The organism is Microbulbifer jejuensis (assembly GCF_047289955.1).
Taxonomy (GTDB): domain Bacteria; phylum Pseudomonadota; class Gammaproteobacteria; order Pseudomonadales; family Cellvibrionaceae; genus Microbulbifer.
This window is the reverse complement of record NZ_JBLBUB010000018.1, coordinates 84187-109973: the sequence shown is the minus strand read 5'-3', so window position 1 is coordinate 109973 and position 25787 is coordinate 84187. Positions and strand designations below refer to the sequence as shown.

The window sequence follows — 25787 nt, the reverse complement described above, 5'->3', positions numbered from 1 at the left end:
TGGCGGTAAGGGTTTCTACATCGGAAAACAGGATATCGCTGTTGCGCGCTTCTTTACTGTTGCCGGTCAGTAACCACTCGGTACCATCGGCTCCGTTGACCGTGTCGATACCGCCAAGGGCATCAACGCTGCTGATACCGCTAAAGGTAATATTATTGGCCATCAGCGCATTCAGGCCGGTAATTTCGAACCTGTCCTCGCCATCTGAGCCCACCAGGCTGTCGCTGCCTAAACCCGCATTGACTGTATCCAGCTCACTAAAGTCGATACCCGCTGTATTCAGGGTATTTATGCCTGTTATGGTAAACAGGTCATCCCCACTGCTGCCGGTTAAAAGCGCTGTAGTTGCACTGAAAATTCCATCGAATGCAAGGGTGCCAGCTAGCAACTGGTTATCGCTGCCAGTCAATGTCAGGCCATCAATGTAGGCAAGGGCATCAAGACTGTCGCTGCCACCCCGGCCCTGCACTGCAGACAGGCCGGTAAAGCGCATTTCATAGCTTTCCACCTCACCGCCGGCACCCAGGGTAAAGGTATCGCTGTCGGCAGTACCCAGCAGGTTGGCATTTCTAGCAGTAAGGGTTTCCACCTCAGAGAACAGGATACCGCTATTGCGCGCCTCTTTATTATTGCCAGTCAGTAACCAGTCGGCACCATCGGCACCACTAACACTATCCTCCCCGCCACCGAGATCCAGTGCCTCAATACCGGTAAAGGAAATATTATTGGTGGTAAAAGCATTATCATCATCCACCGAAACCGTATCGGCATCCGTCCCCAGCGTAAATTTATCAAATCCACTTCCCGCTGTGACATTGCCAGAATTGGAAACAAGAATATTACCCAGCACATTATCTGTGCCTGCAATCTGGGATGCATCAAATGGATTAATCCCTACAGTTAGGGAGAAATCGGCAACACTGATACTGCCTAAGTTAACAAACGATCCCCCTGAGTTTGCAACCAGCTCGCCATTGCCTGCAGAGATGGACCCAGTTTCAGAGATCTGTATACCGCTAAAAGAAGATAAAGTAAGACTATTGGCAGAATCCCACACCAGGGCACCAGAGACAAGAATACCTTCGGAGAAATCTGCTCCCGAACCGGGGGATACGTCCCCATCAGGCCCATTGGCTGTATCCTCATCAGTTACTCTTATTTCAATATTAGTAGTCTCTAAATAAGTGTTAATACTCGATGTTGAAATACAATTTGCAGAACAAGAGTCAGCAATTTCCATCCAGCCTGGATCCAGTAGCCAGTCGCCAGTATTTCCGCCACCATAGCTTGCGGTGGAAATAAATAAAGAGTCTTCGTCAAGGTAGAGATACTGCTTTCCGGAGGTTTCTATAAAACCCCCATTGCCGCCAGATTCACCAGACTCAGCGCGGATACTGCCGGCAACATAAGTGGTGTTGTCAGCCCAGACAATAACTTCACCACCATTTCCATTTCCTCTACCACTGACATTAATTTCAGCCTCAGCAGTTAGCCTGGCTGTTTGTGCATTGCGGATATTGGGATTGTCACCTTGATAATCACCACCGATCAGGACTTTACCTCCAGAGACCAGCCCTCGCGCATCTATAACACCACGAACAAGGACTTCATCACCGAGCACCATAACCTGACCGCCGTTACCATTATGGCCCTGAGCAGTAATGACACCGCTGTGCTCAGCAGTACTGCCCTCCATTACTATCTCACCACCAATGGTGCCGGATGCATCCAGACTACCGCTGTTGACAACACCGGAACCGGAGCCGAATAAACGAATCTTCCCCCCACTGGTGTCAATTCCACGGGCGTTTATGCTCCCTTCATTATTAACTGCAGCAGTGAACAGCCCCCCAGAGACACTGGCTTCCATCAGAACCTGGGCACCATTTATTGTGCCCTCATTCAACACCGCACTATCCACCCCAAGTTGGTTTTCCATTACCTCTTTGGTTACTTTCAGTCCAATCAAACCGTCAGTATCAAAGGTAAGGAAAGCTTCATCGGCCGCTGCCAGACTTACCAGGTCGGCTTGAATTAATCCTGTAGAGGTGTTTGTAACCTGCTTACCAACAAGCACCACACTGGCCGCATTAATGAACCCTTTATTGATCACATATCCTGCAGAGCTGCCTTCACCTTTAAAAGTAAAGTCGCCATTTATAAAATCCTCAGGGGCCATATCAAGCCCGGATGCAGTAAGAGCACCCACATTCACTGTGGCACTCTCTGTAAATAACACACCTCGAGGATTCACCAGAATCACATGCCCATTAGATTCAAGGGTGCCACGAATCGTACTTGGGTTTTGATCAAGAATACGATTAAGCACAATAGAAGAAGCATTGGGCTGCAGAAATTTAACTAACTCTTCCTCGCTTAAATTGAAGGAATCCCAATCAATTGATAGTAAATCTGTAACCTGATTAATAGTCGTTGTAGTGCCGTCCACATCAATAGCGCCACTGCCACCAGTTACAACACCGCCTTCAGGGCCAGCATGGACCAGTGGGCTTATCAGACCAGCCAAAATTCCAGCACAGGCCAGACGTGATAGCTTAATTGCACGAGTTATTTTTTTTAATTCGAGTTTTTTTACTTTAGTATTCATACTGGCACCTGTGAAGATCCGCCAAATCTGTTTAACTTTAAATGGGTCTTATAAGTCAGTTGTAAAATACAGAAAAATCGGTATAGATCGTTGGCTGGTCTTCGCCAACCGTTAGATCAGATATAGAGGAGCCAGAATCCAGTGGCCACGCAACAGAAACCTTGCTGGAGAACCTGTCATTCCAGTTAAATTTAAATAACATGCCAGCTCCCGAGAACCGGGCCCAATCATCCTTCAATCCGGTCTCATAATTGTTCACATATCCATACCCGATATCTGCAATAAGAGCCACTTGTAATAGGTCATTTAGGCGCTGCCCAAAAATCTCCGAATCAATGACTTCAGGGAAATTCATATACCATTCAGCAGATAAAATGCCACCCCGGTCTGCGGAAAAATCTCTCACAGAAAATGCCCGGACACCATTGGCTCCGCCTAAGGACAACTGTTCGAATCCCGGCAAGTTACTGTCGCTATATTGCGCCCGGCTTTTTAATATCAACCTTGAATGATCATCAGAAAATGGCATTGGTAAAAAGATCAATGAACTGGCATTTAAAGAAAGCTTAGTGAATCTATCTCCCCTTCCTTTCTCAACTGCATTTTGATGTTCGCCATATTGCAGCGTGGTATTCACTATATTCAACATTGAAAGAAATCCACTCGAAAGGCTGTCTACATAGAAACCAATCTCACCGCCATACACGTGATCGTTTGTGAAACCTAAATTTATACCTGGATTTGAAATTGCACCAATATCGGTATTGGATTCTTTGTCAGACAGCGCAAAGGTACCGGTAAGATTGAAATCCCGTGATCTCTTAAATTTATGATCAATTGAAACGGTATAACTCCTGTTGAGACCACTGATCTCCAATAGATTGATTACATCGACTTCATTTTCATCGTTATAAAGATTGAATTCATTGTAGTCAGCAGATAGCTGTACTCTGGTACGGGGGCCAATCAGCGGGAAACTGTATTTCAACTGCGCCAATTCCGAGCCCAGGGAATCATCTGAGTCAAGATTGGATTTCAGATAACCAACTGTCAGGGCATCACCAATACCCACGGGGTTGAGCCAGTCTATGGTTGCATATGCTCTCTGGTCACCAGTATAAAGAGAACCATGATTGTCCACCCTGAAAGAGGCTCTCCAGTTATCGGTATCGCGCACTTTTAAATTAAGCTTGGTCTCCCCGGGATTTTCTCCAGCACTGAAATAGCCCGTTACATTAAGAGCAGGCAGATCATTCAGTAAGTATAGCCCTGTCTCAATATCTGCGTGATTCACCAGTTTTCCACGCTGATACTCAAAAGGATCAATCAATTTCTCCTGCGCGTATTGATCGTTTTCATCAGCAACAACCTGCCCCAGTAAACCCTCTTGTACAGTGAGCGTTACCACACCGCTTTCCACATCCTGCGCAGGAATTTGAACTTGAGCCAGAAAAAGCCCTTGACGCCGGTAAAAATTGGTGAGTTCTGCTGCAATCTCTTCAAGATCCGCATAGCTGAGTCCACGATCTTTATTTTGCCTCTCAATAACACCGACAAGTTTTTTTAATTCTGCAGGGTCAAGCCCTGCCGGATTAAGCTGGACTTTCATACCATCAAGCAAGATAGCAAGCTCTTCCAGCTCCTCTAAGGTAAAACCACTGGCAAGGCGCTTATCCTCTTTCATGAATTTTATGCGCAACGATTCTGCTAGTTGTTCAATGGTTTCGCGATCAATGCCAAACTCCGGATAATCCTCCAACCTGTGAAACTGGAACTTTCTTACTGTAATCCTTGGCCCTTCATTACGCCGGGAAATCTCGGGAATCTGGGTATTAAGATTTGGATCTTCTGCTTCATATGTGCGCTGCAGAAAATCTTTTGTGATATCCGCTTCGTTTATCGTAGGTGTATTCTGGTCGAATGCATCCCTTACACGATTGCGAAAACTGGAGTTCTCTTCCTGAGCCTGACTTGGCGTTAGCGGTAGCACAAAAGTGATACTTAAAAAAAACACCAGTTTGATTTTTTGAAGTCCAGGCATATCCTCCCCCCGCGCATTTGTTTTTGAACCATCGACTTGATCGGCACTGTTTCCGTTTGCCGGAAAATGCCAATACCAATCTGATTAATTCACATCCCTGACAAGCCGGAAACCCGTCAATGCATCTGCCTGGCCACCGTGAAGCCGCTTGGTTGTCGTCAGGCAGCGGCTCATGGGATCTTTGCGACTGCCACCAAGCGCCAGCAGCTCGCCATCGGTAGCGCGCGCCCACTCCTGAACATTGCCAACAGCATTCACCAGCCCAAATGCGTTGGAGGAGCCTGCCTGAGCGGGCACCAACTCAGCACCCTTTTCAATTCCACCGTATTTCAGATGGCAGTTGCGATCGGCAGCTTCTGCCTGGCCTTTCGCGCTGGCTGCAGCAAACCACTCCTGCTCAGAGGGCAGCCGGTAAGCGTAGCCAGTCTCCTCACTTAACCAGTTGAGATACGCTTCAACATTTGCCATGGCCAGATTGGTTGCCGGAAAATTTCCGGCTCTTAGGTCCAGCACCCCACACTGGTCGGTGACACGGCAGAAATGCTCAAGATCGCTGTTGCTGACTTCGTATTTACCGACGGCCAGGGCCCTCCCACCTGCACCCTTAACCACCACCATGGCGGGTCCCAAACTGCCATCGGCGAGGCGATCATGGCAACTATAACGATCCCCCCTGCCCCCACTGCCTGGAGACAGGTGCCCGCAAAAGTCCAGCTTGAAATCCCTGAGCGGTTGATAGCCGGGTAACAGCGCCCTGAACTGATCTAGCAGGGGCTCTGTGCGCACTGGGTCCTCTGCACCAAGGCGGGTTGCGCAGTTGCTCAATTCTGCACCAACCACCGGACGTATCTGTCGGGCCTTGACGCTATCCAGCTTTGCCAGGTGCGACAACTGTGTCCCCACACTGGCCACATTCATACCGAAGCCGCAGGTCAGGGCACCTTCCATATCATCGAGCACAGCATCAATCTGCCCCTGTTTCCTGGCCGCTTCCTGCCTTCGCTGAGTGAGCAGCTCCTGCTGGTGCAAACGCTCAGCCTCACGCTTGGCCTGCAATCGTTCAGCCTCAAGACGCGCTCTCAGGCTCTCTCTATCCCTGGCAAGCTGGGACTGGATCACGGCAGCTTGGCTTGAAACTCCGTACCAGTTGGCTGCGCCGTTAAGCATTACATCGGCCTGATCCAGGTTACCCAGATTCAACTGGCCAGTTGCTGCAGCCAAAAACAGCTCAGATACCTGGCGTCGCGTGGCATCCGGAAAAGCCTCATCCCCCGGATTCAGCTCGGAATACTCTTTCAGTTCCAGTTGAAGATCCCTCTCCCAGGCCGGAGTCAGAATGCTGAGGCCAATGAGTCTTGCTATCGCCTCTTTCTTATCGGCGATACGCCTTTGCAAAAGCTCCTCTTGTAACTTCCGCTCAAGCTCAGCCTTCACTTTAGCCTGCTCAACGGAATTTTGTTGTTGCAAATGGTTGTAGCCTACTCCTGCAACCACCAGCATCACTGCAAAAATGCCACCGAGCACCCATTTCCAGGTATTACTGACAAAAAAGGACTGAACAAATTTCTCTACAGTATCTGTGCGATCCTCTCGCCTGAGTTCAAGAGCCGACTGCAGAGCACGCCACTGCCGCCGGCTCAGGCCCTTGATACGGCCGGGCCTCAGCTTTTGTTCAAAAGCCTTTTCCGCCGGCACCTTGTTGTAAGGGTGACGCCCGCAGAACAGCTCATAGACAACACACCCCAATGCGAAAACATCATCACTGGGCGCTGGCTCACCCCCCTTTAACATCTCAAAACTGGCATAGGCCGGGGTCAGGGCGCCCAGGCTGCCGGCATCAAATACGGTAGTTTCACCACTCTTAGCGGCCAGCCCCCCTTCGGATACGGCCCGGGCAATACCAAAGTCGAATACTTTCGCTCCTTTCTTGCTGGTAACGAAAATGTTGCCTGGCTTAAAGTCAGAATGGACGATCTTGTGGGAGTGGGCATAGATCAGGGCCTGGGAAACGTCCCTAAACACTGTGCGGGCCTTTTCAGGCCCAAGCCCAATGTCAGCGTGCTCGCGCAGTAGCTTGTCCAATGGAGCACCCTCAAGGTATTCCATGGTCATAAACACACGTTCCCCATCGCGATCAAAATCATAGACTGTTACGATATTGGGGTGGGCCAGAGTCTGGGACTTTCGCGCTTCGCGCTGCAAGGCTATGAAAGCATCCGGGTGCTGCTGAAAGTCATCATTCAACAACTTGATGGCTACATAGGGCTCGCTGTCACTGGCTTCCAATTTGCGACGATCAAGGGCCTTATACACGGCCCCCATACCGCCAACACCGAGCAGCTTGTCCAGCTCGAAGCGTCCCTTGATAACAGTCTTGGTTATTGCACCAGAAGGCAGGGGTTCAGATGCATTGGAAGTCTCTGCAAGATCTACCGGCACACCCCCCGACATTCGGGTCGCTTTTTCCCGCAAGCCAGCGTGCTGCTTTGGCGTCGGGCTCAGAACAGTGGGGTCAGTTCCAGGTTTCAAAGCCTCAGGGGGCGTTAAAGGCTCTGCACCTCGTACAGGCGGGTGATCATTGGCCCCGGTAAACTCTTGTTGAACAACGACAGTGGAATCACTATCCCCTGCCAGCGTATCAGCAGGTTGCCCGCGACCGGGCGCGGCGCTACCCGGTCGGACAATACGCGTCTTATCGTTCAATTCCGTCTCCGTGGAAAAACACTATTGCGCTTCCAAATGGCATCACAGTAAATAACTAAAAGCTGTTCGGGCAAGGTAAAAATAAAGCGCAAAGTATAGCGAACTGGCCAATATGCAACAATGAAGCAATATTCAAATATATTTTCCTATTGACTTTCGCATGGCGTGTCCACACAACAGTCACGAGAACCATTGTTCACCTGTCTGTTGCTGCAAGCAATTACGCAGCATTACATATTAAAAGTCATTGTTCGATTTTTTTTACTTAATAAACATTCCTGCTCACAACCAGCAGCCATGTTCGGCTTTTATAATTTCCGCAACTTATCCCTGCTATCCATCCGACAGCCAGCCCCTTGGCAGGGGAAACCCTCACCCCGATAATTGGTGGCGGAGTCGAATACGCTCAGCAGGCGTCATCCTGATAGACATTGGGTAATTTTACATAATTGGTGCCAGAGTTGATTTAATAAAAAAAAATAAGGTTTTTTTTTGTTGCGCCCTCTGCTTAAATCCCCCCAGTTGCCACTGCGATGCTGGTTCAACAGAAGCCATATCGCAGAGGTAAGGGATTAACCACCAACACCATCAGCCAAATACAAAGAGGGACTCCCCATGGCTATCTACATGAACTTCAACGACAAATCTCACAAAGGAAACGTTACCGCGCAAGGATACGAAGACTGGATCGAGGTAGACAGCTTCAACTTTGGCGTTGGCCGCGGTATCACTATGGAAGCTGGAGCCACATCTAACCGTGAAGCTTCTCGCCCCAGCCTGAGTGAAGTGACTCTTACCAAGCGTATCGACGCCGCTTCAGGCGGTTTGTTTAAGGCCTCTGTGACCGGTGATGAAGGTGTACCCGTGGAGATCCATGTAGTACAAACCGGCGCCAACTCCGTGGAAAAGTACGCTGTTTACAAGTTGGACAATGTCCTGATTTCCTCTTACAGCATTGGCGCCTCAGCGGGCGGCCCTCCGCAGGAGTCGATATCCTTGAGTTTTGCCAAAATTGAGGCTGACCTCAACCATGCCGACAAGACCAACAAGAATCCGAAAAACATGCGGGTTGGATACGATCTTACCACAGCTACCCCGCTTTAACCTCTTCGGTTTCTTTCGAATACTGTGCGGTGGCCTGCAGAATTCTCTGCGGCCCCGCTTTTTGGGTCTTTAGCTGAGCGTTTTATGAGCCCTCACCTAAAGACCTGCTGGTCCACGGTAAATTTTCTATTCTCTAAGGCACCGTAGGGATAGTTGGGGCTGCCCATGGCTACACTCAATCAAGACAAAAGAATGATAAAAGTCGACAGCCCTGTCGGCACCGATGCGCTGGTTGTGACAAATTTACAAGGGGAAGAGCATATATCAAAACTCTTTCACTACGAAGTTCATCTTATTTCTGACAATCATACCATTGCGCAAGGCGAGATCGTCGGCAAGCCTATCACCCTCTCTATTCATCATTCTCAAACACCACGCTATATTAATGGCTTCGTCACCCAGTTTTCACTGCACGATGTCAATTCCGAAGGCATACGCTGTTATAGCGCCATTATCCAACCGGGGTTATGGTTCACAAATCTCGGCAGCTCCAACAGGATTTTTGAAAAAAAAAGTGCCAAACAAATTCTCGAAGAGGTACTCGGTGAGTACAGCCGGGTCATACGGCTTACGCTGAAGTTAAGCGCTGAATACATTACCCGTGAATACTGTGTCCAATTCGATGAGACCGATTTCGAGTTTGTCAATCGTCTTATGGCAGAAGAGGGCATCTCCTACTATTTTAAACACGCCGACGGACAGCACGAACTTATCTTATGCGATGATCCTCAGGATTTTTACGATTGTGACAGTGAACAGATTGGGTATGCTGGCGGAGGCAGCCATCCGACCAAAAATACCATCAGCAATTGGAGGCATAACTTCAATTACCATAGTGGCGGTTTTGAGCTTAAGGACTACAGCGAATTCACCGCAACAAAAGATAATAAGCAGCAGGTAAAAACAACCAGCAAACTCAACGATGCTGCAAATTATCTGCGTGGATTATATGGTCTGAATCATTTTCAGGCCGATGGCGAGCATAAACATAAGTTTACTGACAACTACCACAAGGCGCTGGCCGAGCGCGCCATGGAATCCGATGAAGCCCTATTCGATGTGAGCCATGGACGCAGTGACTGTCCGTGCTTTAGCGCTGGGGGGCGTTTCCTTTTTGATCATCCTCTGTCTACCGAAAAGGGCAAATATCTGATTACCGCCATACATATCTCCGCCGCTGACGGCAATGACAACGAAACACACTTCCACAACACCTTCAGCTGTGTACCCGCGGCCGTATTACCGCGCCCGGCGCCCAATATCTGTGCAAAGAAAATTCACTCCCCCCAAGTGGCACATGTATTGGAAGTGAAAGCGACAGCCTCCGATAGCTCTCAAGACCCCTATACCCAACTCAAGGTAAAGTTCCCCTGGAACTCTCGCCAGAACAGCTGCTGGGTACGGGTTATGCAGTCCTTTGCTGGTAAAAACTGGGGGGCCAACTTTGTACCCAGGGTCAACCAGGAGGTTGTCGTCAATTATATTAACGGCGATCCCGATCGCCCTTTGATCACTGGCGCAGTCTACAACGGCGATAATCCCGGCCCCAATTACACCGCCACCCAAAGTGGCTGGAAGACGGAGTATGAAGGCAGTACTTTCAATGAATTCAGATTTGATGACAAGAGTGGCAGTGAAGAAATTTATATGGAAGCCGGTAAGGATCACAACTTTGTGATTCACAACGACCAATCCGGAAAAATAGAAAACAAGCAGGCTCTGGAAGTAAAGCAGGATCGTAGTATTACTGTTACCGATGGCAGCGAAGTAGTCACTATTGCCAAGGGAGATCAGAAGCTGAATGTAGACAAAGGCAATCAGGTTGTCACTATTGGCTCTGGAAATCATACCCTGAAGATAAGCCAGGGATCTCAGACAACCGATGCCATGGGTGCAATAAAGATTTCTTCAAAGGCTTCTATTGAATTAAAGGTGGGGGGCAGCAGTATTAAACTGACCCCGGCAGGCATCACCATAAAGGGAACCATGCTCTCCTGTAAGGGGGATGCCTCCGCTGAGGTAAAAGGGGGCGGCATGCTCACCCTGAAAGGCGGCGTCACTATGATCAACTGACGGGAATCGAAACTCAATGACCGATTTGATCAAAGTACAAGCACTTACAGCGGCAGAGCTTCTCAAGAACTTTGATGTAAGTGAGGAAGCTGAAGAATATCTGGTGCCGGATACGGCACCAGAGGTCAGTATCCATCAATTGGTAAATGCCGGCCTATATCCGGATGCGATAAAGTTACTCGCCCATGGCCTGCCCAAGCGTGAAGCGGTATGGTGGGCTTGCCTCGCGGCTCGGGATATCCAAAGCCCGGCAACCGACGAGGATAATGTCAATGCTCTGATCGCTGCGGAGAGCTGGGCCAAGAAACCCAACGAGGAAGCCCGCTTGAAGTGCAAGGTTCTTGGGGAAAAAACCAGGCACAAAACACCGGCAAGCTGGGCGGCAACCGCCGCCTGCTGGTGCCACGGAAGCCTGGCAGCGGTGGGGGAGCCAGCGATTGAGCCTCCGCAATACCTGTATGCACACGCCGTAGCCGGCAGCGTTACGTTGGCAGCCGTTTTATCTGACCCTGTTGATCCCGGCAAAAGGTTTGTTCGCTATATTGAACAGGGACTGGATTTGGCTCGTGGCGGCGACGGCAGAGTGAAGGACTGAAGCATGGGCAAACCCGCCTCACGTATCACCGATATGCACGTTTGTCCAATGGTTACAGGTACCGTTCCTCATGTCGGGGGACCGATCCTTAGCCCCGGCGCCCCCACCGTGATCATCGGCGGTATGCCTTCAGCAACCGCCGGCAGTATCTGTACCTGTGTGGGGCCACCGGATACGATTGCCATGGGCAGTACCACCGTCATGCTGCAAGGCAAACCCGCTGCACGGATGGGAGATACTACAGGACATGGAGGCAAAATCGTTGTTGGCTACCCCACTGTGTTAATAGGTGGCTGACACTACTAAAAATTACACCTGTCTATCTTCTCTATCACATTCAGGTACACCTTAGAGCAGCTCTCGCTTCAAAAAATAAAAGGACAATTATTTTCACGCGTCAATTGTCATTTAACTGGCAAAGCCTGATTGAAGAATATTATTACACATCCTTAGCAAAGCGCTTGGGAACGTTCGAAGAAGGCGTGAAAGAACCACTCACTGACAATAGAGAATTAAAAACAGCCTGGGATCACACCCACGAACGATTCGGAAATGGACCTAATCTCTTACAATAAAATTAAAAATGAGAACAACCTCAAAAAATAATTTTTTATATCTATAATATAATCAATTATTTTCAGAGGACTGATACCAAACCATAAAAACAACAAATAGTTGAATTATTAGACGTACAGCGTAGATGTCGTTGGTGGGGCACTCCATTTTGCCGGCATGCAATGTCACAGAAGTTTATGCTGCAGAGTGTTTTCCTTGCCAGGAAGGGATTCTTCTATCAATTACACCTCAAGTAGTAATGAAGTTCACTGTAAGAATAACCAATCAGGAAAGTTATATCTATGCACAAAAAGAGGTTTACTGTAATTTTTCTATCATTGATTTGGCTTAGTTTCTCTTTTTCGGAGGCGTCTAACGGAATGACATTTTCAAATCCTTTAAAGGCATGCACTTTTTCTGAAATGAACCTCAGCATCACCCTGAATGGAAAGCCGGCAGCAGGTGCAAAAGTTATTCGATTGGTGGACTGGAAGACAGAATCTGTCGATACCTTTATGGCTGATGACAGTGGCAAGGTCCAACTTCCAGCCAAATTTGAAAGCTCTATTACACAGGTTTTACCAGTAGAATTTGTATCTTCCCAGGTTATCAATGTGCAATATATGGATCAAACTTACAAGATATGGGTATATGCAAAAAGAAATCCAAAAGAGAATTCCGAGCTTGCAGGGAAGTCATTTAGCCTTACCTGCGAACTGCTAGATGACCCTAAAACAGAGAGAGCATTCAATTCATTACTAAAGACATCATGCAAGTTTATCTGATCATTTACACAATAAGGGTGATAACAGGATGCTTATGCTTACTCCAAAATATAGTGCCCAACTCGCCGCGGATATCTACCTGGTACAAAAACCTGGCACACAGGAATTGTTTTATGATGCCTATAAAGAGGATCTTGAAGTTGATGAAAAAACAAATAATCAATTAAGCGGAAAAACCGGAGCTTTTTTTCTTCTTAAGAATACCCATACCATGGGTATAGCCGCTTGTGGCACCGGCCGATTTAAAGGTCAGGCTTTTGTCGCATTAAAAGGCACTTCAAACGGTTATGATGCACTCACAGATATCAATGCGGGAATAAAGAGGTTCCATACCGGTGGTGCCGTGCATCAGGGGTTTTATTACACCTTTGAGTCCATCCTGCCCCAATTGCAGCAATTTACACAAGAAATGCCCAACGAGATCCATACTATTCATTGTGTCGGTCACAGTTTGGGTGGTGCTCTTGCGACTTTAGCCGCCGATTGGCTATCTTATAATAGCGGAAAAACAGTTAAACTTTATACATTTGGCAGCCCGCGAGTCGGTTTGGATCACTTTTCCAGCAACTGCAAACGCAGGCTTACCCCTGGCAATATTTATCGGGTTTACCACCGCGATGACCCGGTGCCCATGGTACCTACCTGGCCGTTTATACATGTGCCCAATGGGGGCGTGGGGGATTTTCAATTACCAACCTCCAACCATAGCCCTATTAAAAGCCATAGCAGCGCAACCTATATAGCTTCTGTTTCCCCGAATGACTCTGGACTTGATTGGAATGCCATTAAAAACAGGAAACCCAAACAGAATCTGGAGAGAAGCATTGAGGCTTGGCTGAGATCCGATGGCATACTGTCACTGACAATAAACACCGCCTGGATCGCCGGAGAGGCAATGCTTTGGGTATTAAAAAAGATTGGACACTTAGCCGGTATTTCTCTGGTTGTTGCTGGCAGCACGACCTTCACCCTGCTGGACAGGCTGGCAATCTTTCTCCATAAAGCCTATCAAATCAGCAAAGATATTTCCTTCTGGGTAATGCGTCTGATCCGCAGACTGGCACAGCTGATCGGTATGACGATTGTAACCGGGGTAGATATCACCGTTTCATTTATTCGCATGGTTTTTTTGCGTCTACATCGCGCCATCTCCGATCTGGTTATGCGGGCCGGACGTACGATTCACTAATCTTGACTCGAAAACAGCGTAGCAGGGAGACCTCTCTCGTTATAGGTTCACCTCCATTGTGAAAGCAAATTGATTTCGCCCCTGAAAAATGCTCCCATTTTGCTGTGGCCAGCGTCATCAAACGGGCATTTAAATAGTATTTCGTCTTCTATTTGATCGTTTTATTGACGGTGCGGTGCAGCCGCAGAGAAGCACTTGCACCTGCACCTGAAGGCTTGTCCTGGCATATGACCTCCTGTTACAAAGCCATGGCATTGTTGGATTTTCATGGGGAGTCTATATTGAGATACTCCAGATATCCGCAATGCTTTTTATAGTGGCTTTTGAATCCTCCATAATAGGACTGCCAGCAATTAAAAAGCCCGGCAAACAATATTACCGGGCAAATACACCTTGACGTATTTAAATTACACCCTTACATGCCTATTATAAGGATTTGGGTTTACCCTGAAGTTCCGCCAACCGCATTTTTATCTGTTGATTTTCAAATTCATCGGGAATTTCAAATATCAGCGGTTTTGCAACCCGTGTATAGTATTCCGCGTCCTTTTTCTGGTAAAGCTCTTCCGCCAGCCACTGGGCGATATGTAATTCGCGCGGCGCCCGTTGATAAGCCTTTTCCAGTATCTCCAAATATTTTTCCCTTGGGAAGTCCAGCATCTCCATCGTCATGGCCAGGCCAAACCAGTGGGAGGCTTTCTGGGGTTCTTTATCCACCAGATACGTAAATTCATCAGAGGCCCGCTTCAAACTGTGCAGATCCCGCACTTTATTGGGCATCATGGCCTGCTGGTTCACCGTCAGCCAGGCATGTGCACTCAGGTACCAGGGCTGCTGGCGATCATTGCTCGGTACACTGGCCAGCAAGTGGCTGGCTTGGGGGAAGTCACCCATACGTAGATCGGCACTCGCCTTGATGGAGACCAACTCGGTATTGTAGATACCGGTGTGCAGTGCGTAGGCCATCAAGTCATCCAGCGCCTGTAGGTTGTAACCGGACTGGGCGATAAACCCTGCCAGCACATTCACCGCCTCCCTTTTTGTCAGGCGTTTAACCTCCGGGGTGGACTCGAGAAAGTCCGCGGGAATTTCTCCGGTCACCGTGTCAAATTCACCCAGTTCGTATGCAGCGGCGTAGGCCTTTTCGATTTCCGCCAGTGTCATGCCGAGTGCCTCTTCCAGCGCTAGCACCGGGTCCGCACCATCGTTGTACGCCTTGATAAACTGATTAAATTCCTCCTTCTTGCCACTGGTCATCATCAACCAGTGAGACAGCAGCCAACCACTGGCATAGACATCGGATTTGGCTTCAGCATCCGTGTTGTATACCGTGGCACGCAACAACGGCTCCAGGGGCATCAGGCCGGTGTACATCAGAGTCAGGGCACGTTCTTGCGGAATGTCCCCGAGTTCATAGCGGCCCTTCTTTGGGAAAGACATTGTCGCCATGAACTCAGCAAAGCCTTCGCTATACCAATAGGGGAAGTGGGTGGTGTTGCCGTTGTAACTGAGGAAATGGGTGTACTCGTGGAAGAGAAACTCGCGGGCTTTGAGCTGGCGCTCGGCACTGCGACCATCCAGATTGACCAGGGCATAGCTGCCCTCTGCCGAAGTATCAAACAGTCCATTGGTCATTTCTGCCAGTTCAGCGCCCACAAGGCTGGCATAGGTATCGCGATCCCCGGCAGCATAGATGGTGAACTTCCGGCTGTCGGGAGTCGCGTCGAGTAATTCAATCGCCACGGCGCGGTAGCGTTCAAGATCGGCCACCAGGCGCTTTACGGTCTTGGGATCGCCATCGGTAATGACCCGGAAGTGGTCACTATCCAAGGCATACCAGATTTCCTCCCCCAAATACCGGGGACTAGCACCGGCAGTCAAGACAAAACCAAAATAAAATACTAAACAAACAGCTACGCGGGAAACCATAGTTCAAGCCACCGAGTCATTATTGCCGGAACCCTCCCTGGCACACCCGTAAAGCTTACACACTACCGGTTTTTACTGGCTAAAAAAAGATCAATTTGATCATAAAACAGCAGATTCGTGACTTTTATATGACTGGATATCCATAAATATATCGAACATATCAAAAGCAATAGCGGATGTCGGTAGCGACAAGCAACGAGACAAATCTCTCAATTTTGCCTTGATCCACCAACAAATAACGGCCAAACCTCTATCTTTTCCTGTTGACTAGATGTCAGTCTTTGGTCAAAAAATAAAAATGATTCAAACAGATGAGAGATAAAAATGAAAATAATTCGTTTACTGGCGTTGCTCAGCAGCGCCCTGATATCAACCCATGCCTGGTCGGCACCGGAGTATATTGCAGACCTGGATATCACTTCCTTTGACGGCACCCTGCTCGATGCCAACCTGTTTGTACCGGAAACGCCCCCACCGACAGAAGGCTACCCCACGGTCATCTTTACCAACAGCTGGGCCCTGGATAAGCACCAGTACCATTTCCAGGCCCGGGCATTGGCGGAAAAGGGCTATCTGGTACTAAGCTACTCCACCCGCGGTTTCGGCCATTCCGGTGGCCTGGTGGATGTGGCCGGAGAGAATAGTATCGCCGACGTCAGCGTGTTGATCGACTGGCTCGAAGCCAACTATTCCGTGGGCAAACTGGGCATGGCAGGCATCTCCTACGGTGGCGGCATCTCGCTACTAGGCGCTGCCCACGACGCCCGCGTGAATGCCGTCGCCTGCTTGTCCGGTTGGGCCGATGTGGTTGAGGCGCTCTACCCCAATGAAACCGTCAATCTGGTTTGGGGCGGTCTATTGGTCAATACCGCCTTGCGCAAGGAACCGGAACTGAACCAACTTTGGGCCGATCTGCGCAGCGACCAGAACCTGGGGCAAGTGATCCGCTTTGCCGCGCAGCGCTCGGCCATCAGCTATGTCGATGCGTTGAACGAGCACGGCACTGCGGTACTGCTCTCGAATAATTTCGCCGATTACCTGTTCAAACCCAACAGTATGGTTGACCTCTATTCCCTCTTGGAAGGTCCAAAAAAGCTGTTGTTAAATCCGGGTACCCACGCCATTACCGAAATCCTCGCGGGCAATGAGGGCCATATCTGGTCCACCAGTTTCCGCTGGTTTGATCATCACCTCAAGGGTGAGCACAACGGCATCGACAGCGAACCCAAAGTGGATATGACCGTGCGGATTAGCAACAAACTGGAGCGCTACGAGGACTACCCGGTAACTGGCGACAGTACCACCTGGTACCTGCGGCCGCGCTTTACCCTGTTCAACAACGGCGGCATGACGGGCGAACGCTATGACGGCTGGCGCTGGACCAACACCTTCCACGGGGGCTCCGACACCTTCGCCGGTACCGGTATCCCGCTGTTATCCGACGCCCTGGAAGGCTTCGGCATCCCGGTTTACACCCCCATGCTAGCCATTAACGGCTATTACGCAATTGAATATCAATCCCCAATCCAGTGGCAAACCCTCAGGATTCGCGGGGTGCCGAGGCTGGAAATGTGGATCGAACCCAGCAGGGAAACCGTACAGTTGAATGCGCATCTCTACGATGTCGGCCCCCTGGGGCTGGGCCGGCTGATCACCCATGTACCCGTTACCCTGCGCGCTGGCAGGGCGGGAGAGCAGCAGAAGATCGATGTGGAGTTGTTCACCACCAGCTACGATGTCCCCGCCGGTCATCGGGTGGTGCTGGCCATTGATACCCAGGGCCTGATCTACCAGAAGCCGCAGGACACCGCTTACCGTATCCGTGTACCCTACAGCAGCAGCGAGGTCTCCAGCCTGACGATCCCACACCTCTGAGGCAATACGCCAGATTGACCTTTCCCCGGCAGACTCTGCCGGGGATTGAACTGCCCTGCTGATCGACTCGTCTCACCACAGCGCGTAATTTCTCACCGAGCCGTTACAATGCGCTTTTTGATCGAATACCCACACTTATGAATAAGAAGATTCCCTTTGCCCTGCTGGCCGCTGCACTGCTGTTCACAGCCGCTCGCGCCCCGGCGGAAATGACTCCGGAACCGCCTCAGCAACCAGCCGCCGCGGAAATAGCGGCAACGGATTACAACGACGCCCCTGAAGGCAAACTGCCCAAGGGCGTGCGCCCCCTTGCCTATCGCCTCGACCTGCTGCTGGACCCGCGCCAAGGGTCCTTCAACGGCAGCGTTGCGATCGATATCCGCCTGACCGAAAGCGCAGACCACCTCTGGCTGCACGGCAAGAATCTCACTGTAAAAAAAATCAGCGCAGCGCGGAAAGACGGCCACACAGTCGCGGCTTCTTACCGCCAGATCCTCGACAGCGGTGTGGCCGCGATCACCTTCGCCGAGCCTCTGCCCGCCGGCGACTTCACCCTGCGCATCGACTATAACGCGGCCTTCGATCGCAACCTCGCTGGCCTGTTTAAGGTAGAGGAGCAGGGCAATGCCTATGCCCTGGCCAAGTCCGAATCCATCCAGGCGCGCAAATATCTGCCCGGTTTTGACGAGCCCGGCCTGAAGGCACCCTTCTCTATCAGCCTCACCGTGCCCGAGGGTTACGCCGCCATCAGTAATGGCCCGGAGCTGGCACGGGAGCCGGCCGGTGCGGGCCTTGAGAAAGTCACCTTTGCCACCACCCCGCCCATGTCCACCTACCTGCTGTCTCTGTCGGTGGGCCCCTTCGACATGGTGGAACGCCCGGCCATCCCGCCGAATAAATACCGTAGGGAACCTATCCCATTAAGAGGTTTTGCGCGTCAGGGCCGCGGCGGGGATATGGATTACATTCTCGATATTACACCGAAAATGGTGGAAACCTTTGAGACCCAGCTGCAACGTCCCTACCCCTTCAGGAAGCTGGATATTATCGCTGCCCCCCAGTGGCCCAGCGGCGCAACAGAGCTGTCCGCCGCCATCACTTATCGCGAACAGCGCATTCTGGTGGGAGACAATCCCGCACCCGGTACCCGCCTGGCGCTGGTGGAGGTGCACGCCCACGAGATCGCACACATGTGGTTCGGCAACCAGGTCACCCCCCCCTGGTGGGACGACCTGTGGCTGAAAGAGGGCTTTGCCACCTGGGGTGAACCCCTGGCACTCACCATTATGGAGCCCGAGGGTGGTCACGATCTCAACGCCACCACCTACGCCATCAACGCCATGCAGCTCGACTCCCTCGCCAGTACCCGCGCCATCCGCGAACCGGTGAAAAACAACAACACTATCCGCAACGCCTACGATGCCATCACTTATTCAAAAAGCCTCGGCGTCATCAATATGGTGGACAGCTACTTCGGTGCCGAACGTTTTCGCCCGGCACTGGGCCGCTACCTGGAAACCTTTAGTGGTGGTGAGGCGGACTCGCCGTCTTTCTACAAAGTGATCGGTGAGAAAACCAATACCCCGGAACTGACGGAAACCTTTCGCAGTTTTGTCGAACAAAAAGGTGTCCCCCAACTGGAGCTGGCACTGGCGTGTGCCGAGTCGGGCCGTGCCAAACTGCGGGTACACCAGAGCCGCTACAAACCGCTGGGCTCCCCCATTCCCACTAGCCGGCAGCAATGGAACATTCCCTTCTGCTACAAAAGCGATACTGGTGTGCAACACTGCCAGATGCTCACACAGGCCGATACAACCCTGGATATGTCCGGCGACACCTGCCCCAGTTGGATCATGCCCAATGTGCAGGGCAGTGGTTACTATCGCTGGAACCTGCCCGAAACCCAGTGGCAGGCACTGGTGAAGCGCTTTGACCAGTTTGCCCCCACCGAGCAGCTGTCGATAATCGACAGCGCCTTCGCCGCCTTTGAAGCCGGCAAGCTGTCGGACACCTTGCTGCTTGAGGTGGTGCGACAATCTGCCGGGGCAGACAAGCGCCAGGTGATCACCATGCCGCTACGCTACCTGCGCAAGTACCGCAATAATTATCTCGATCAAGCGCAGCGCGCTGCATTTTTGAATTTTACCCGCAGCCTCTACCTGCCGCACCTCAACAGCAGCGCCGACAGTCACGACGCCGACCGGCAGATACTGCACAGTACCCTGCTCGGCTTTATGGCCCTGGTGGCTGAAGACCCGCAAGCGCGCAGGCAGTTAATGGACATGGCCGGCGCCTTCACCGGCTTTAAAGTCCCGCGTGATCCACAGGCTCTGGACTCAGATCTCTACGCTGCTGCCCTGACGGTTGCGGTGCAGGACGCCGGCGGGGATTTTCTCACACACCTGGTCAACCTGCGCAGCGAGTTGGATGATCCGCGCTTTGAAAGCGCCAGCGCCAATGCCATCGGCAGCAGCGACAACCCACAGCAGCTGGAAACCCTCCACAAGCTGGCACTCAGCGAGGATATGGGCCCGCGCGAGGCTTTTGGCCTGATCCAGTACGCTTTGGCACAGCGCCGGGTACAAGCCCAACACTGGGCCTGGCTACAGCAGAATTTTGAAAAGGTGGTGGATAAAATCCCCGCACAAATTCGCCGCCGCACCCCCGCTTTCGCCAACACTTTTTGTGATCGAAAGCGCCTGGGGGAATTGCAACAGCTGTTTGCAAAGCATGGGGATTTAACCCCCGGCTATGAGCGCAGTCTGGCCCAGACCGAGGAACGTATTGCACTGTGCATGGCACTGCAGGAAAAGGGCCGCTCGCTGATGGAGGCGCTGCCCCAGGCGATGGGCACAGTGGCAGATAGCCGTTCCTGAGCCCACCCGACCGTGCCCAAATTGAATCCCCCCTCCGGCATCCCAAGGGAAGCCTGGGCGGGCGGGGACCATGCGCAAATAAAGCCGGTATTGACTTTTTACGTGGCACTGGGCTGGTTTTTACGATATCAGGGCTTGCCCTGATTGATCTCTGAACCGGGTCAACGCCGAGATCAGCTCTCGGACTCCGCGCGGTAGGCATCGGCGTCCAGCATATTGTCCAATTCGCCCACATCCGCAGGCTTGACACGGTAAAACCAGCCATCGTCATAGGGCGAGGCATTCACGGTCTCCGGCGCCTCTTCCAGGGCTTCGTTCACCGCCACCACCTCGCCGGTTACAGGGGCGTAAATATCGCTGGCGGCCTTTACAGACTCAACCACACCAGCCTCATCACCAGCGGCCAGGGCATTGCCCACTTCCGGGGTTTCAACGTACACCACATCCCCCAGAGCCTCCTGGGCGTGATCGCTGATACCGATGGTGATGGTACCGTCCTCTTCCAGCCGCGCCCATTCGTGGCTGGGCAGGTATTTCAGTTCATTGCGGATTTCACTCATGCCGTGACCCCTTGATAAAGCCTCTGAATATATGTTCTTACCCACGCACCCAGCTGCGGTGCGATGCTCAAATAATCGATTTGCCGTTGCGCACAAAGCAGGGCTTAACCACCTTGACCGGCTGTAGTTGCCTGCGGATTTCCACTTGGGCGCAATCACCGACACCCGCCGGCACCCGAGCCAGGGCAATGGAGTGGCCCAAAGTCGGTGAAAAGGTGCCGCTGGTAATGATACCGCGGTCTTCCGTGCCGTCTACCACCACTGGCTGGCCCGCGCGCAAAACACCACGCTCTTCCAGTACCAGGCCCACCAGCTTCTGCTTAACCCCTTGCGCTCTCTCCTGCATCAGCGTTGTGCGACCGATAAAATCGCGATCCTCCGGCGTCCAGGCCAGGGTCCAGGCCATATTGGCCTGCAATGGCGAGGTGTCCTCGTCCATTTCGTGGCCGTAGAGATTCATCCCCGCTTCCAGGCGCAGGGTATCGCGAGCGCCAAGGCCGCAGGGCACAACACCAGCATCGGTCAGTGCCTGCCAGAAGCCACTGGCCTCTTCACCGGGCAGCATGATTTCCAGGCCGTCTTCGCCGGTATAGCCGGTCCGCGCCACAAACCAGTCGCCGCGGGCCACACTCTGAAAAACCTTCAACGCGTCGATGGCCACGTCCCAGTCGTTACCCAGGGCCAGTTTGACCCTGCGGATGGCACTGGGTCCCTGGATGGCGATCATCGCCAGTTGCGGGCGCTCGGCCAACTCGATACCGAAGGGCTCCGCCTGCTTTCTCATCCAGGCGAGATCTTTTTCGCGCGTCGCACAATTCACCACCAGGCGATAGCCGGGATCGCGCAGATAGACAATCAGGTCGTCAATCACACCACCCTTTTCATTCAGCATGCCCGTGTACAGGGCCTTGCCGGGGTTGCCATCCAGTTTGGCCACATCGTTGGCCAGCAGATAGCGCAGGTAGTCGCGGGCACCGCTGCCCTCAATATCGACGACCGTCATATGGGAGACATCGAACATCCCTGCCTCAGCGCGCACCTTGTTGTGTTCTTCCAGCTGAGACCCGTAGTGCAGTGGCATATCCCACCCACCGAAATCCACCATCTTGCCGCCCGCGGCGACATGTGCGTCATAGAGAGGCGTTGTGTTTCCCATCGTCAAATCTCAGTCTGCCAGGTTGCGAAGCGGCGTATTCTAGCGGCTTGGGTAGCGGCGTTACCAGCAGGCGCCCCCGCGCGGCAGATCTGCTCAGAAAGCCCTGCGGACACCGGCAGTTAACCCTGCCCAGATCGTCGATAGCCGCCAAAGATTCCGCTGGGGCCTTCAACCATCAGCGCACTTGCGGATACAGAGAGGCAGTCCGGACGGTGCAGGTTTCCACTCTCAGGGACAATCGGAGCTGACAGGGAGGAATCACTCGTCGGGATGACCCCGCCCTTCGCCGGCACCCTCGGTGTCTTTTTCCTGCTGGGTAGACTCATCCACCTTGAGGCCATACCTTTTCGCGCGCCTGCGCCACAGGCGCTTGGCCAGTGCCTGCCGGTCCGGTGTCTTGTCGGCCTCATCGACGATTTCCTCGCCGAGCAGCGTCTCCAGCAAATCCTCCAGGGTCACCAGCCCCTCAAGGCCACCGTACTCATCCAGAACGGCACTGATCTGTACCCGCCGTGACAGCATTTTCTGGAAAGCCTGATAGATGGTGGCGGTTTCCGGCAGCATCAGCATATCGCGGCGGTATTCGGCCAGTTTTCTGTGCCGCTCCCCCTTGGCATAAGCGAGCAGTAACTCCTGTTTGAGTACAAACCCCACGACACAGTCGGGGTCGCGATTTTCAAAAACCGGGATACGGGAAAAACGGCCTCTCTCTACCTCCTCGTAGGCTTCACCCACCGTCTCATCCTGGGGCAGGGAAAACACCACGGTGCGCGGCGTCATCACCTCGCGCACCGAGTGATCGCGCAAGGTAAAAAACAAGTTGCGCAAAATATTCGACTCGCGGGGCTCCAACTGCCCCTCCGCCTCGCCGATCTCCGCCATGATCGCAAACTCATCGCGGCTGAAGCCCGTCAGGGTGGGGCCGTGAGAAAGCCCGCGGGTCAGCCACTTTGACATTTTTACAAACGGATACAGCAACCACACCAGAGCGCGCAGCACGAAAGCGGTAAAAGGCGCCAGTTGGCGCCAGTAAAGCGCACCCAGGGTTTTGGGGATAATTTCAGAGAATATCAGGATCAACAGGGTCAGGATCGCCGAGGCAATGCCCAGGTACTGGCTGCCGAAAACCACCGCAGCCTGAGCACCAGCGCCGGCGGCACCGACGGTGTGCGCAATGGTATTCAGGGTGAGAATAGCGGCCAGGGGCGCATTGATATCCGCTTTGAGTTGGCGCAACAGTGCTCCGGCCCTGTGCTCCTTCTGCTCCAGCAGTCGCACGTAGGGTGTGGTCACACTGAGAATGACCGCCTCGGCGATGGAACACAGAAAGGAGAAGCCGAGGGCAATCAGGATGTAGGTGATTAAAAGGCTCATAACTTACGGGCAAAAGTGGCATCAGGGTTGAATTTTCGCGCACCCCCCAGGGCGCAGTAAACCAGGGCAATCACCAGTCCGCTGAGGAAGCCACCAATATGCGCTGCATTGGCCACACCCACGCCGGTAAAGAAAGTCACAATGCCCAGCGCACACAAGAGTAACCAGATCAGTGCCACGGCCGGGATACCATTGGGGACATCCCGCCACGCGGGCTGCCAGCGCTGTATCACCAGTACAGCGCCCACAAGCGCGTACACCACACCGGACATACCGCCAAAGCGGACCTGCGGCTCCCACAGATACTGGGACAAATTGGAGATAACGGCCCCGAGCACGACCAGGGCGACCAACGCCAAACTCCCTGTGCGGGCCTCCAGGGGCCGGCCCAGTATCCAGATGCCCAGGGCGTTAAACAGGGCATGGGGCAGGGAGAAGTGCACCATCGCCGGAGTGATCAGGCGCCAGTACTCCCCGTGCTGCAGGTGCCATGCCAGGGAGGATTGCACAGACAGGGGGCTGCCACTCTGATTCGGAGTGATCAACAGGACATTCGCGGAGTTATTGACCAAAAGGACCCAACCGAGGAAACACAGCGCAATCAACACCAAGCTGACAGGGGTCCGGGCCAGGGGGAACACGGGTAAAACCGAGCTTGCCGGCGGCGGCCCGGCCGGCTTGTTGCCAGTGTGGCTTTCAGGGCTTGGCTCCGGGCTCTGTGGCGGCTGTATTCCGGTCACACCGGACCCGGAGCTATCATCGGGCGCGACGCGCTGCAGCTGCACATCATCGAAATTGATCTCTCCAGTCTCCCAGCGCTGCAAGAGCGGCTTAAGCATTTGCCCGAGACGATCATCAACGGTCAGTAATAACTGCCGGTTTTTTTCCTCGACGATCCGCAATGGCAATTGATAGCGCTGGATAAAACCGACCAGTGCACCGAGATCTTTGGAAAGGGGAAACGAGTAAACTGCAATCCACTGGCTCAATTGACAAAAACCTTTTTTATTGGCTCGCCACAGGCACCCTCAGCGCCCGCCGGATGTCTTCAATACTGCACCCCTGCAGGAACTGTGGCAGCGCTAGCAATGGGCTCTCACTACACCGCCATGGCCCGCAAAATGATACGTTTCTTTAACATGGGGCTGGCGTCCACCATATTCAAACCGGTATTGCGCAGCCAGCGCCAGTGTAACTCCCCGGCGCCAAAGAGCGATTTAAAGGCGCTCATGGCCTTCAGGGTGGCGGCATTGTCTCCGCGACGACGGCGCTCATAGCGCGCCAGTACCGACGGGTGGGCAGGCTCCAGTCCGCGCGATAGGGCGCGATCAACCTCATCGCCCAGCACGCGCACATCCTGTAATCCCAGGTTGACGCCCTGCCCCGCGAGGGGATGGATACTGTGGGCGGCATCCCCCACCAGGACCGCACCAGGGCCCTGATAGTGCTCCGCGTGGCGGGCGCGCAGGGGAAAGGACAGGCGCTCACTGACGGATTCCACTTTGCCGAGCCGGCCTTCAAAGGCTTTTTCCAGGTTCAGGGCAAAGGCCCAGTCGTCCAGCATCAGCAATTCCCGCGCCAGCTCGTTGTCCGCCGACCAGACCACGGCACAGTGGTGGTCATCGCCGAGCCCGGCCAGGGGCAAAAAGGCCAGCGGACCCGTCTGCAAAAAGCACTGCCAGGCGGTGTGGCGGTGCGGCTTTTCACAGCGGGCCACACACACCAGGGCAGTCTGGTGGTAATCGGTGTCCTGACAGCGGATATGCAACAGGTCCCGCACCCTGGAGCGGACGCCATCCGCACCCACCAGAAGCCGCGTGCGCACTATCTCGGGCTGCTCCCGCAGCCCCTCCAGCGCATTGACCTGATCGCCACGGGATTGCAGATGCCAGAGCCCACAGTCGCGCCACCAGCTCTCCAGGCGAAAGCCGTTGACCAGCTCCACGTTGGGCAGTGACTTCAGGCGTGAGCGCAACGCGCTAACAATCACATTGTTCTCAACGATATGACCGAGGTTGGGCAATTGCACATCGCGGCTCGTAAAGCGCACAGAGCCGGTACCGTCGGCATCCCAAACACGCATCTCCACATAGGGACAGGCGCGCGCCGCGGAGATCCCTGCCCAGGCGCCCACCTCCTCAAGCAGTTCGCGGGAGGCCTGGGTCAGCGCCACCACGCGGGGCTCGTAGTGTTCTGCCGGTTTGAGTGCAGTTTCCGGGGCGGACTCCAGCAGCGCCATGCGCATCCCCGGGTGGCGCACTGCCAACAGCGCGGCCTGGGCCATGCCGACTATGCCGGCGCCGACAATGGCGAAATCCAAGCGGTGTCTATTCATAACAAACCCATTGCGCAGTTGTGCCGAAC

General features: G+C 52.9%; 17 protein-coding genes. 8 read left to right on the top strand and 9 right to left on the bottom strand.

The genetic code is table 11. The annotated features are described in order from the left end of the window. From ACL7TT_RS13100 to ACL7TT_RS13090, 3 genes are all read right to left on the bottom strand, one after another. A partial coding sequence (locus ACL7TT_RS13100; RefSeq protein ID WP_413395989.1) for a two-partner secretion domain-containing protein occupies positions 1-2608 on the bottom strand: 2608 nt, incomplete at its 3' end. A 55-nt stretch (positions 2609-2663) separates the two neighbouring features. Continuing rightward, positions 2664-4649, bottom strand: a complete 1986-nt coding sequence (locus ACL7TT_RS13095) for a ShlB/FhaC/HecB family hemolysin secretion/activation protein (protein ID WP_299948183.1) — start codon at positions 4647-4649, stop codon at positions 2664-2666. Between the two features lie 84 nt (positions 4650-4733). Next, the gene (locus tag ACL7TT_RS13090; protein WP_413395986.1) at positions 4734-7352 is read right to left on the bottom strand and encodes a bifunctional serine/threonine-protein kinase/formylglycine-generating enzyme family protein; all 2619 of its coding nucleotides are present in this window, start codon (positions 7350-7352) and stop codon (positions 4734-4736) included. Positions 7353-7967: 615 nt separating this feature from the next. On the opposite strand from ACL7TT_RS13090, the gene ACL7TT_RS13085 reads away from it, so the two are divergent. The 6 genes from ACL7TT_RS13085 to ACL7TT_RS13060 all read left to right on the top strand — a co-directional run bounded on the left by ACL7TT_RS13085 (position 7968) and on the right by ACL7TT_RS13060 (position 13653). After that, a complete protein-coding gene (locus tag ACL7TT_RS13085) occupies positions 7968-8456 on the top strand; it encodes an Hcp family type VI secretion system effector (protein WP_299948179.1) in 489 nt (162 codons plus the stop codon). Positions 8457-8648: 192 nt separating this feature from the next. Beyond that, on the top strand, positions 8649-10529 hold the full coding sequence (locus ACL7TT_RS13080) for a type VI secretion system Vgr family protein (RefSeq protein WP_299948177.1): 1881 nt from the start codon (positions 8649-8651) through the stop codon (positions 10527-10529). A 16-nt stretch (positions 10530-10545) separates the two neighbouring features. Next, a complete protein-coding gene (locus tag ACL7TT_RS13075; RefSeq protein WP_299948175.1) occupies positions 10546-11124 on the top strand; it encodes a DUF6931 family protein in 579 nt (192 codons plus the stop codon). A gap of 3 nt (positions 11125-11127) precedes the next feature. After that, positions 11128-11421, top strand: a complete 294-nt coding sequence (locus tag ACL7TT_RS13070) for a PAAR domain-containing protein (protein ID WP_299948173.1) — start codon at positions 11128-11130, stop codon at positions 11419-11421. 638 nt (positions 11422-12059) lie between these two features. Then, the gene (locus ACL7TT_RS13065) at positions 12060-12464 is read left to right on the top strand and encodes a DUF6795 domain-containing protein (protein WP_413395983.1); all 405 of its coding nucleotides are present in this window, start codon (positions 12060-12062) and stop codon (positions 12462-12464) included. A 28-nt stretch (positions 12465-12492) separates the two neighbouring features. Further along, positions 12493-13653, top strand: a complete 1161-nt coding sequence (locus tag ACL7TT_RS13060; RefSeq protein ID WP_413395981.1) for a lipase family protein — start codon at positions 12493-12495, stop codon at positions 13651-13653. A 426-nt stretch (positions 13654-14079) separates the two neighbouring features. Here the strand turns inward: ACL7TT_RS13060 and ACL7TT_RS13055 are convergent, their stop codons facing one another. Next, positions 14080-15483 carry a hypothetical protein gene (locus tag ACL7TT_RS13055; protein WP_413395979.1) on the bottom strand — a complete coding sequence of 468 codons (1404 nt, stop codon included), beginning with the start codon at positions 15481-15483 and terminating at the stop codon, positions 14080-14082. A gap of 423 nt (positions 15484-15906) precedes the next feature. On the opposite strand from ACL7TT_RS13055, the gene ACL7TT_RS13050 reads away from it, so the two are divergent. Further along, positions 15907-17457: an alpha/beta fold hydrolase gene (locus ACL7TT_RS13050; protein WP_413395977.1), complete on the top strand. Its 1551-nt coding sequence runs from the start codon at positions 15907-15909 to the stop codon at positions 17455-17457. Positions 17458-17594: 137 nt separating this feature from the next. Further along, positions 17595-20333, top strand: coding sequence for a M1 family metallopeptidase (locus tag ACL7TT_RS13045; protein ID WP_413395975.1), 2739 nt, complete (start codon positions 17595-17597; stop codon positions 20331-20333). Positions 20334-20506: 173 nt separating this feature from the next. Here ACL7TT_RS13045 and gcvH read toward each other — a convergent pair whose 3' ends face one another. From gcvH to ACL7TT_RS13020, 5 genes are all read right to left on the bottom strand, one after another. Further along, positions 20507-20893 carry a glycine cleavage system protein GcvH gene (gene gcvH, locus ACL7TT_RS13040; protein ID WP_299947528.1) on the bottom strand — a complete coding sequence of 129 codons (387 nt, stop codon included), beginning with the start codon at positions 20891-20893 and terminating at the stop codon, positions 20507-20509. A 67-nt stretch (positions 20894-20960) separates the two neighbouring features. Continuing rightward, positions 20961-22049: a glycine cleavage system aminomethyltransferase GcvT gene (gcvT, locus tag ACL7TT_RS13035; RefSeq protein WP_413395973.1), complete on the bottom strand. Its 1089-nt coding sequence runs from the start codon at positions 22047-22049 to the stop codon at positions 20961-20963. Positions 22050-22307: 258 nt separating this feature from the next. After that, positions 22308-23423: a CNNM domain-containing protein gene (locus ACL7TT_RS13030; protein ID WP_413395971.1), complete on the bottom strand. Its 1116-nt coding sequence runs from the start codon at positions 23421-23423 to the stop codon at positions 22308-22310. Beyond that, a complete protein-coding gene (locus tag ACL7TT_RS13025) occupies positions 23420-24412 on the bottom strand; it encodes a rhomboid family intramembrane serine protease (RefSeq protein WP_413395969.1) in 993 nt (330 codons plus the stop codon). The genes ACL7TT_RS13030 and ACL7TT_RS13025 overlap by 4 nt, the downstream gene beginning before the upstream one ends. Positions 24413-24522: 110 nt before the next feature. After that, on the bottom strand, positions 24523-25758 hold the full coding sequence (locus ACL7TT_RS13020) for a UbiH/UbiF/VisC/COQ6 family ubiquinone biosynthesis hydroxylase (RefSeq protein WP_413395967.1): 1236 nt from the start codon (positions 25756-25758) through the stop codon (positions 24523-24525). Between the last annotated feature and the right edge of the window lie 29 nt (positions 25759-25787).

Coding starts and splice junctions, on each gene's coding strand:
- ACL7TT_RS13020 (WP_413395967.1), bottom strand. CDS start 25,758: ATGAATAGACACCGCTTGGATTTCGCCATTGTCGGCGCCGGCATAGTC.
- ACL7TT_RS13070 (WP_299948173.1), top strand. CDS start 11,128: ATGGGCAAACCCGCCTCACGTATCACCGATATGCACGTTTGTCCAATG.
- ACL7TT_RS13095 (WP_299948183.1), bottom strand. CDS start 4,649: ATGCCTGGACTTCAAAAAATCAAACTGGTGTTTTTTTTAAGTATCACT.
- ACL7TT_RS13060 (WP_413395981.1), top strand. CDS start 12,493: ATGCTTATGCTTACTCCAAAATATAGTGCCCAACTCGCCGCGGATATC.
- gcvH (WP_299947528.1), bottom strand. CDS start 20,893: ATGAGTGAAATCCGCAATGAACTGAAATACCTGCCCAGCCACGAATGG.
- ACL7TT_RS13075 (WP_299948175.1), top strand. CDS start 10,546: ATGACCGATTTGATCAAAGTACAAGCACTTACAGCGGCAGAGCTTCTC.
- ACL7TT_RS13080 (WP_299948177.1), top strand. CDS start 8,649: ATGATAAAAGTCGACAGCCCTGTCGGCACCGATGCGCTGGTTGTGACA.
- ACL7TT_RS13065 (WP_413395983.1), top strand. CDS start 12,060: ATGACATTTTCAAATCCTTTAAAGGCATGCACTTTTTCTGAAATGAAC.
- ACL7TT_RS13045 (WP_413395975.1), top strand. CDS start 17,595: ATGAATAAGAAGATTCCCTTTGCCCTGCTGGCCGCTGCACTGCTGTTC.
- ACL7TT_RS13050 (WP_413395977.1), top strand. CDS start 15,907: ATGAAAATAATTCGTTTACTGGCGTTGCTCAGCAGCGCCCTGATATCA.
- ACL7TT_RS13085 (WP_299948179.1), top strand. CDS start 7,968: ATGGCTATCTACATGAACTTCAACGACAAATCTCACAAAGGAAACGTT.
- ACL7TT_RS13030 (WP_413395971.1), bottom strand. CDS start 23,423: ATGAGCCTTTTAATCACCTACATCCTGATTGCCCTCGGCTTCTCCTTT.
- gcvT (WP_413395973.1), bottom strand. CDS start 22,049: ATGGGAAACACAACGCCTCTCTATGACGCACATGTCGCCGCGGGCGGC.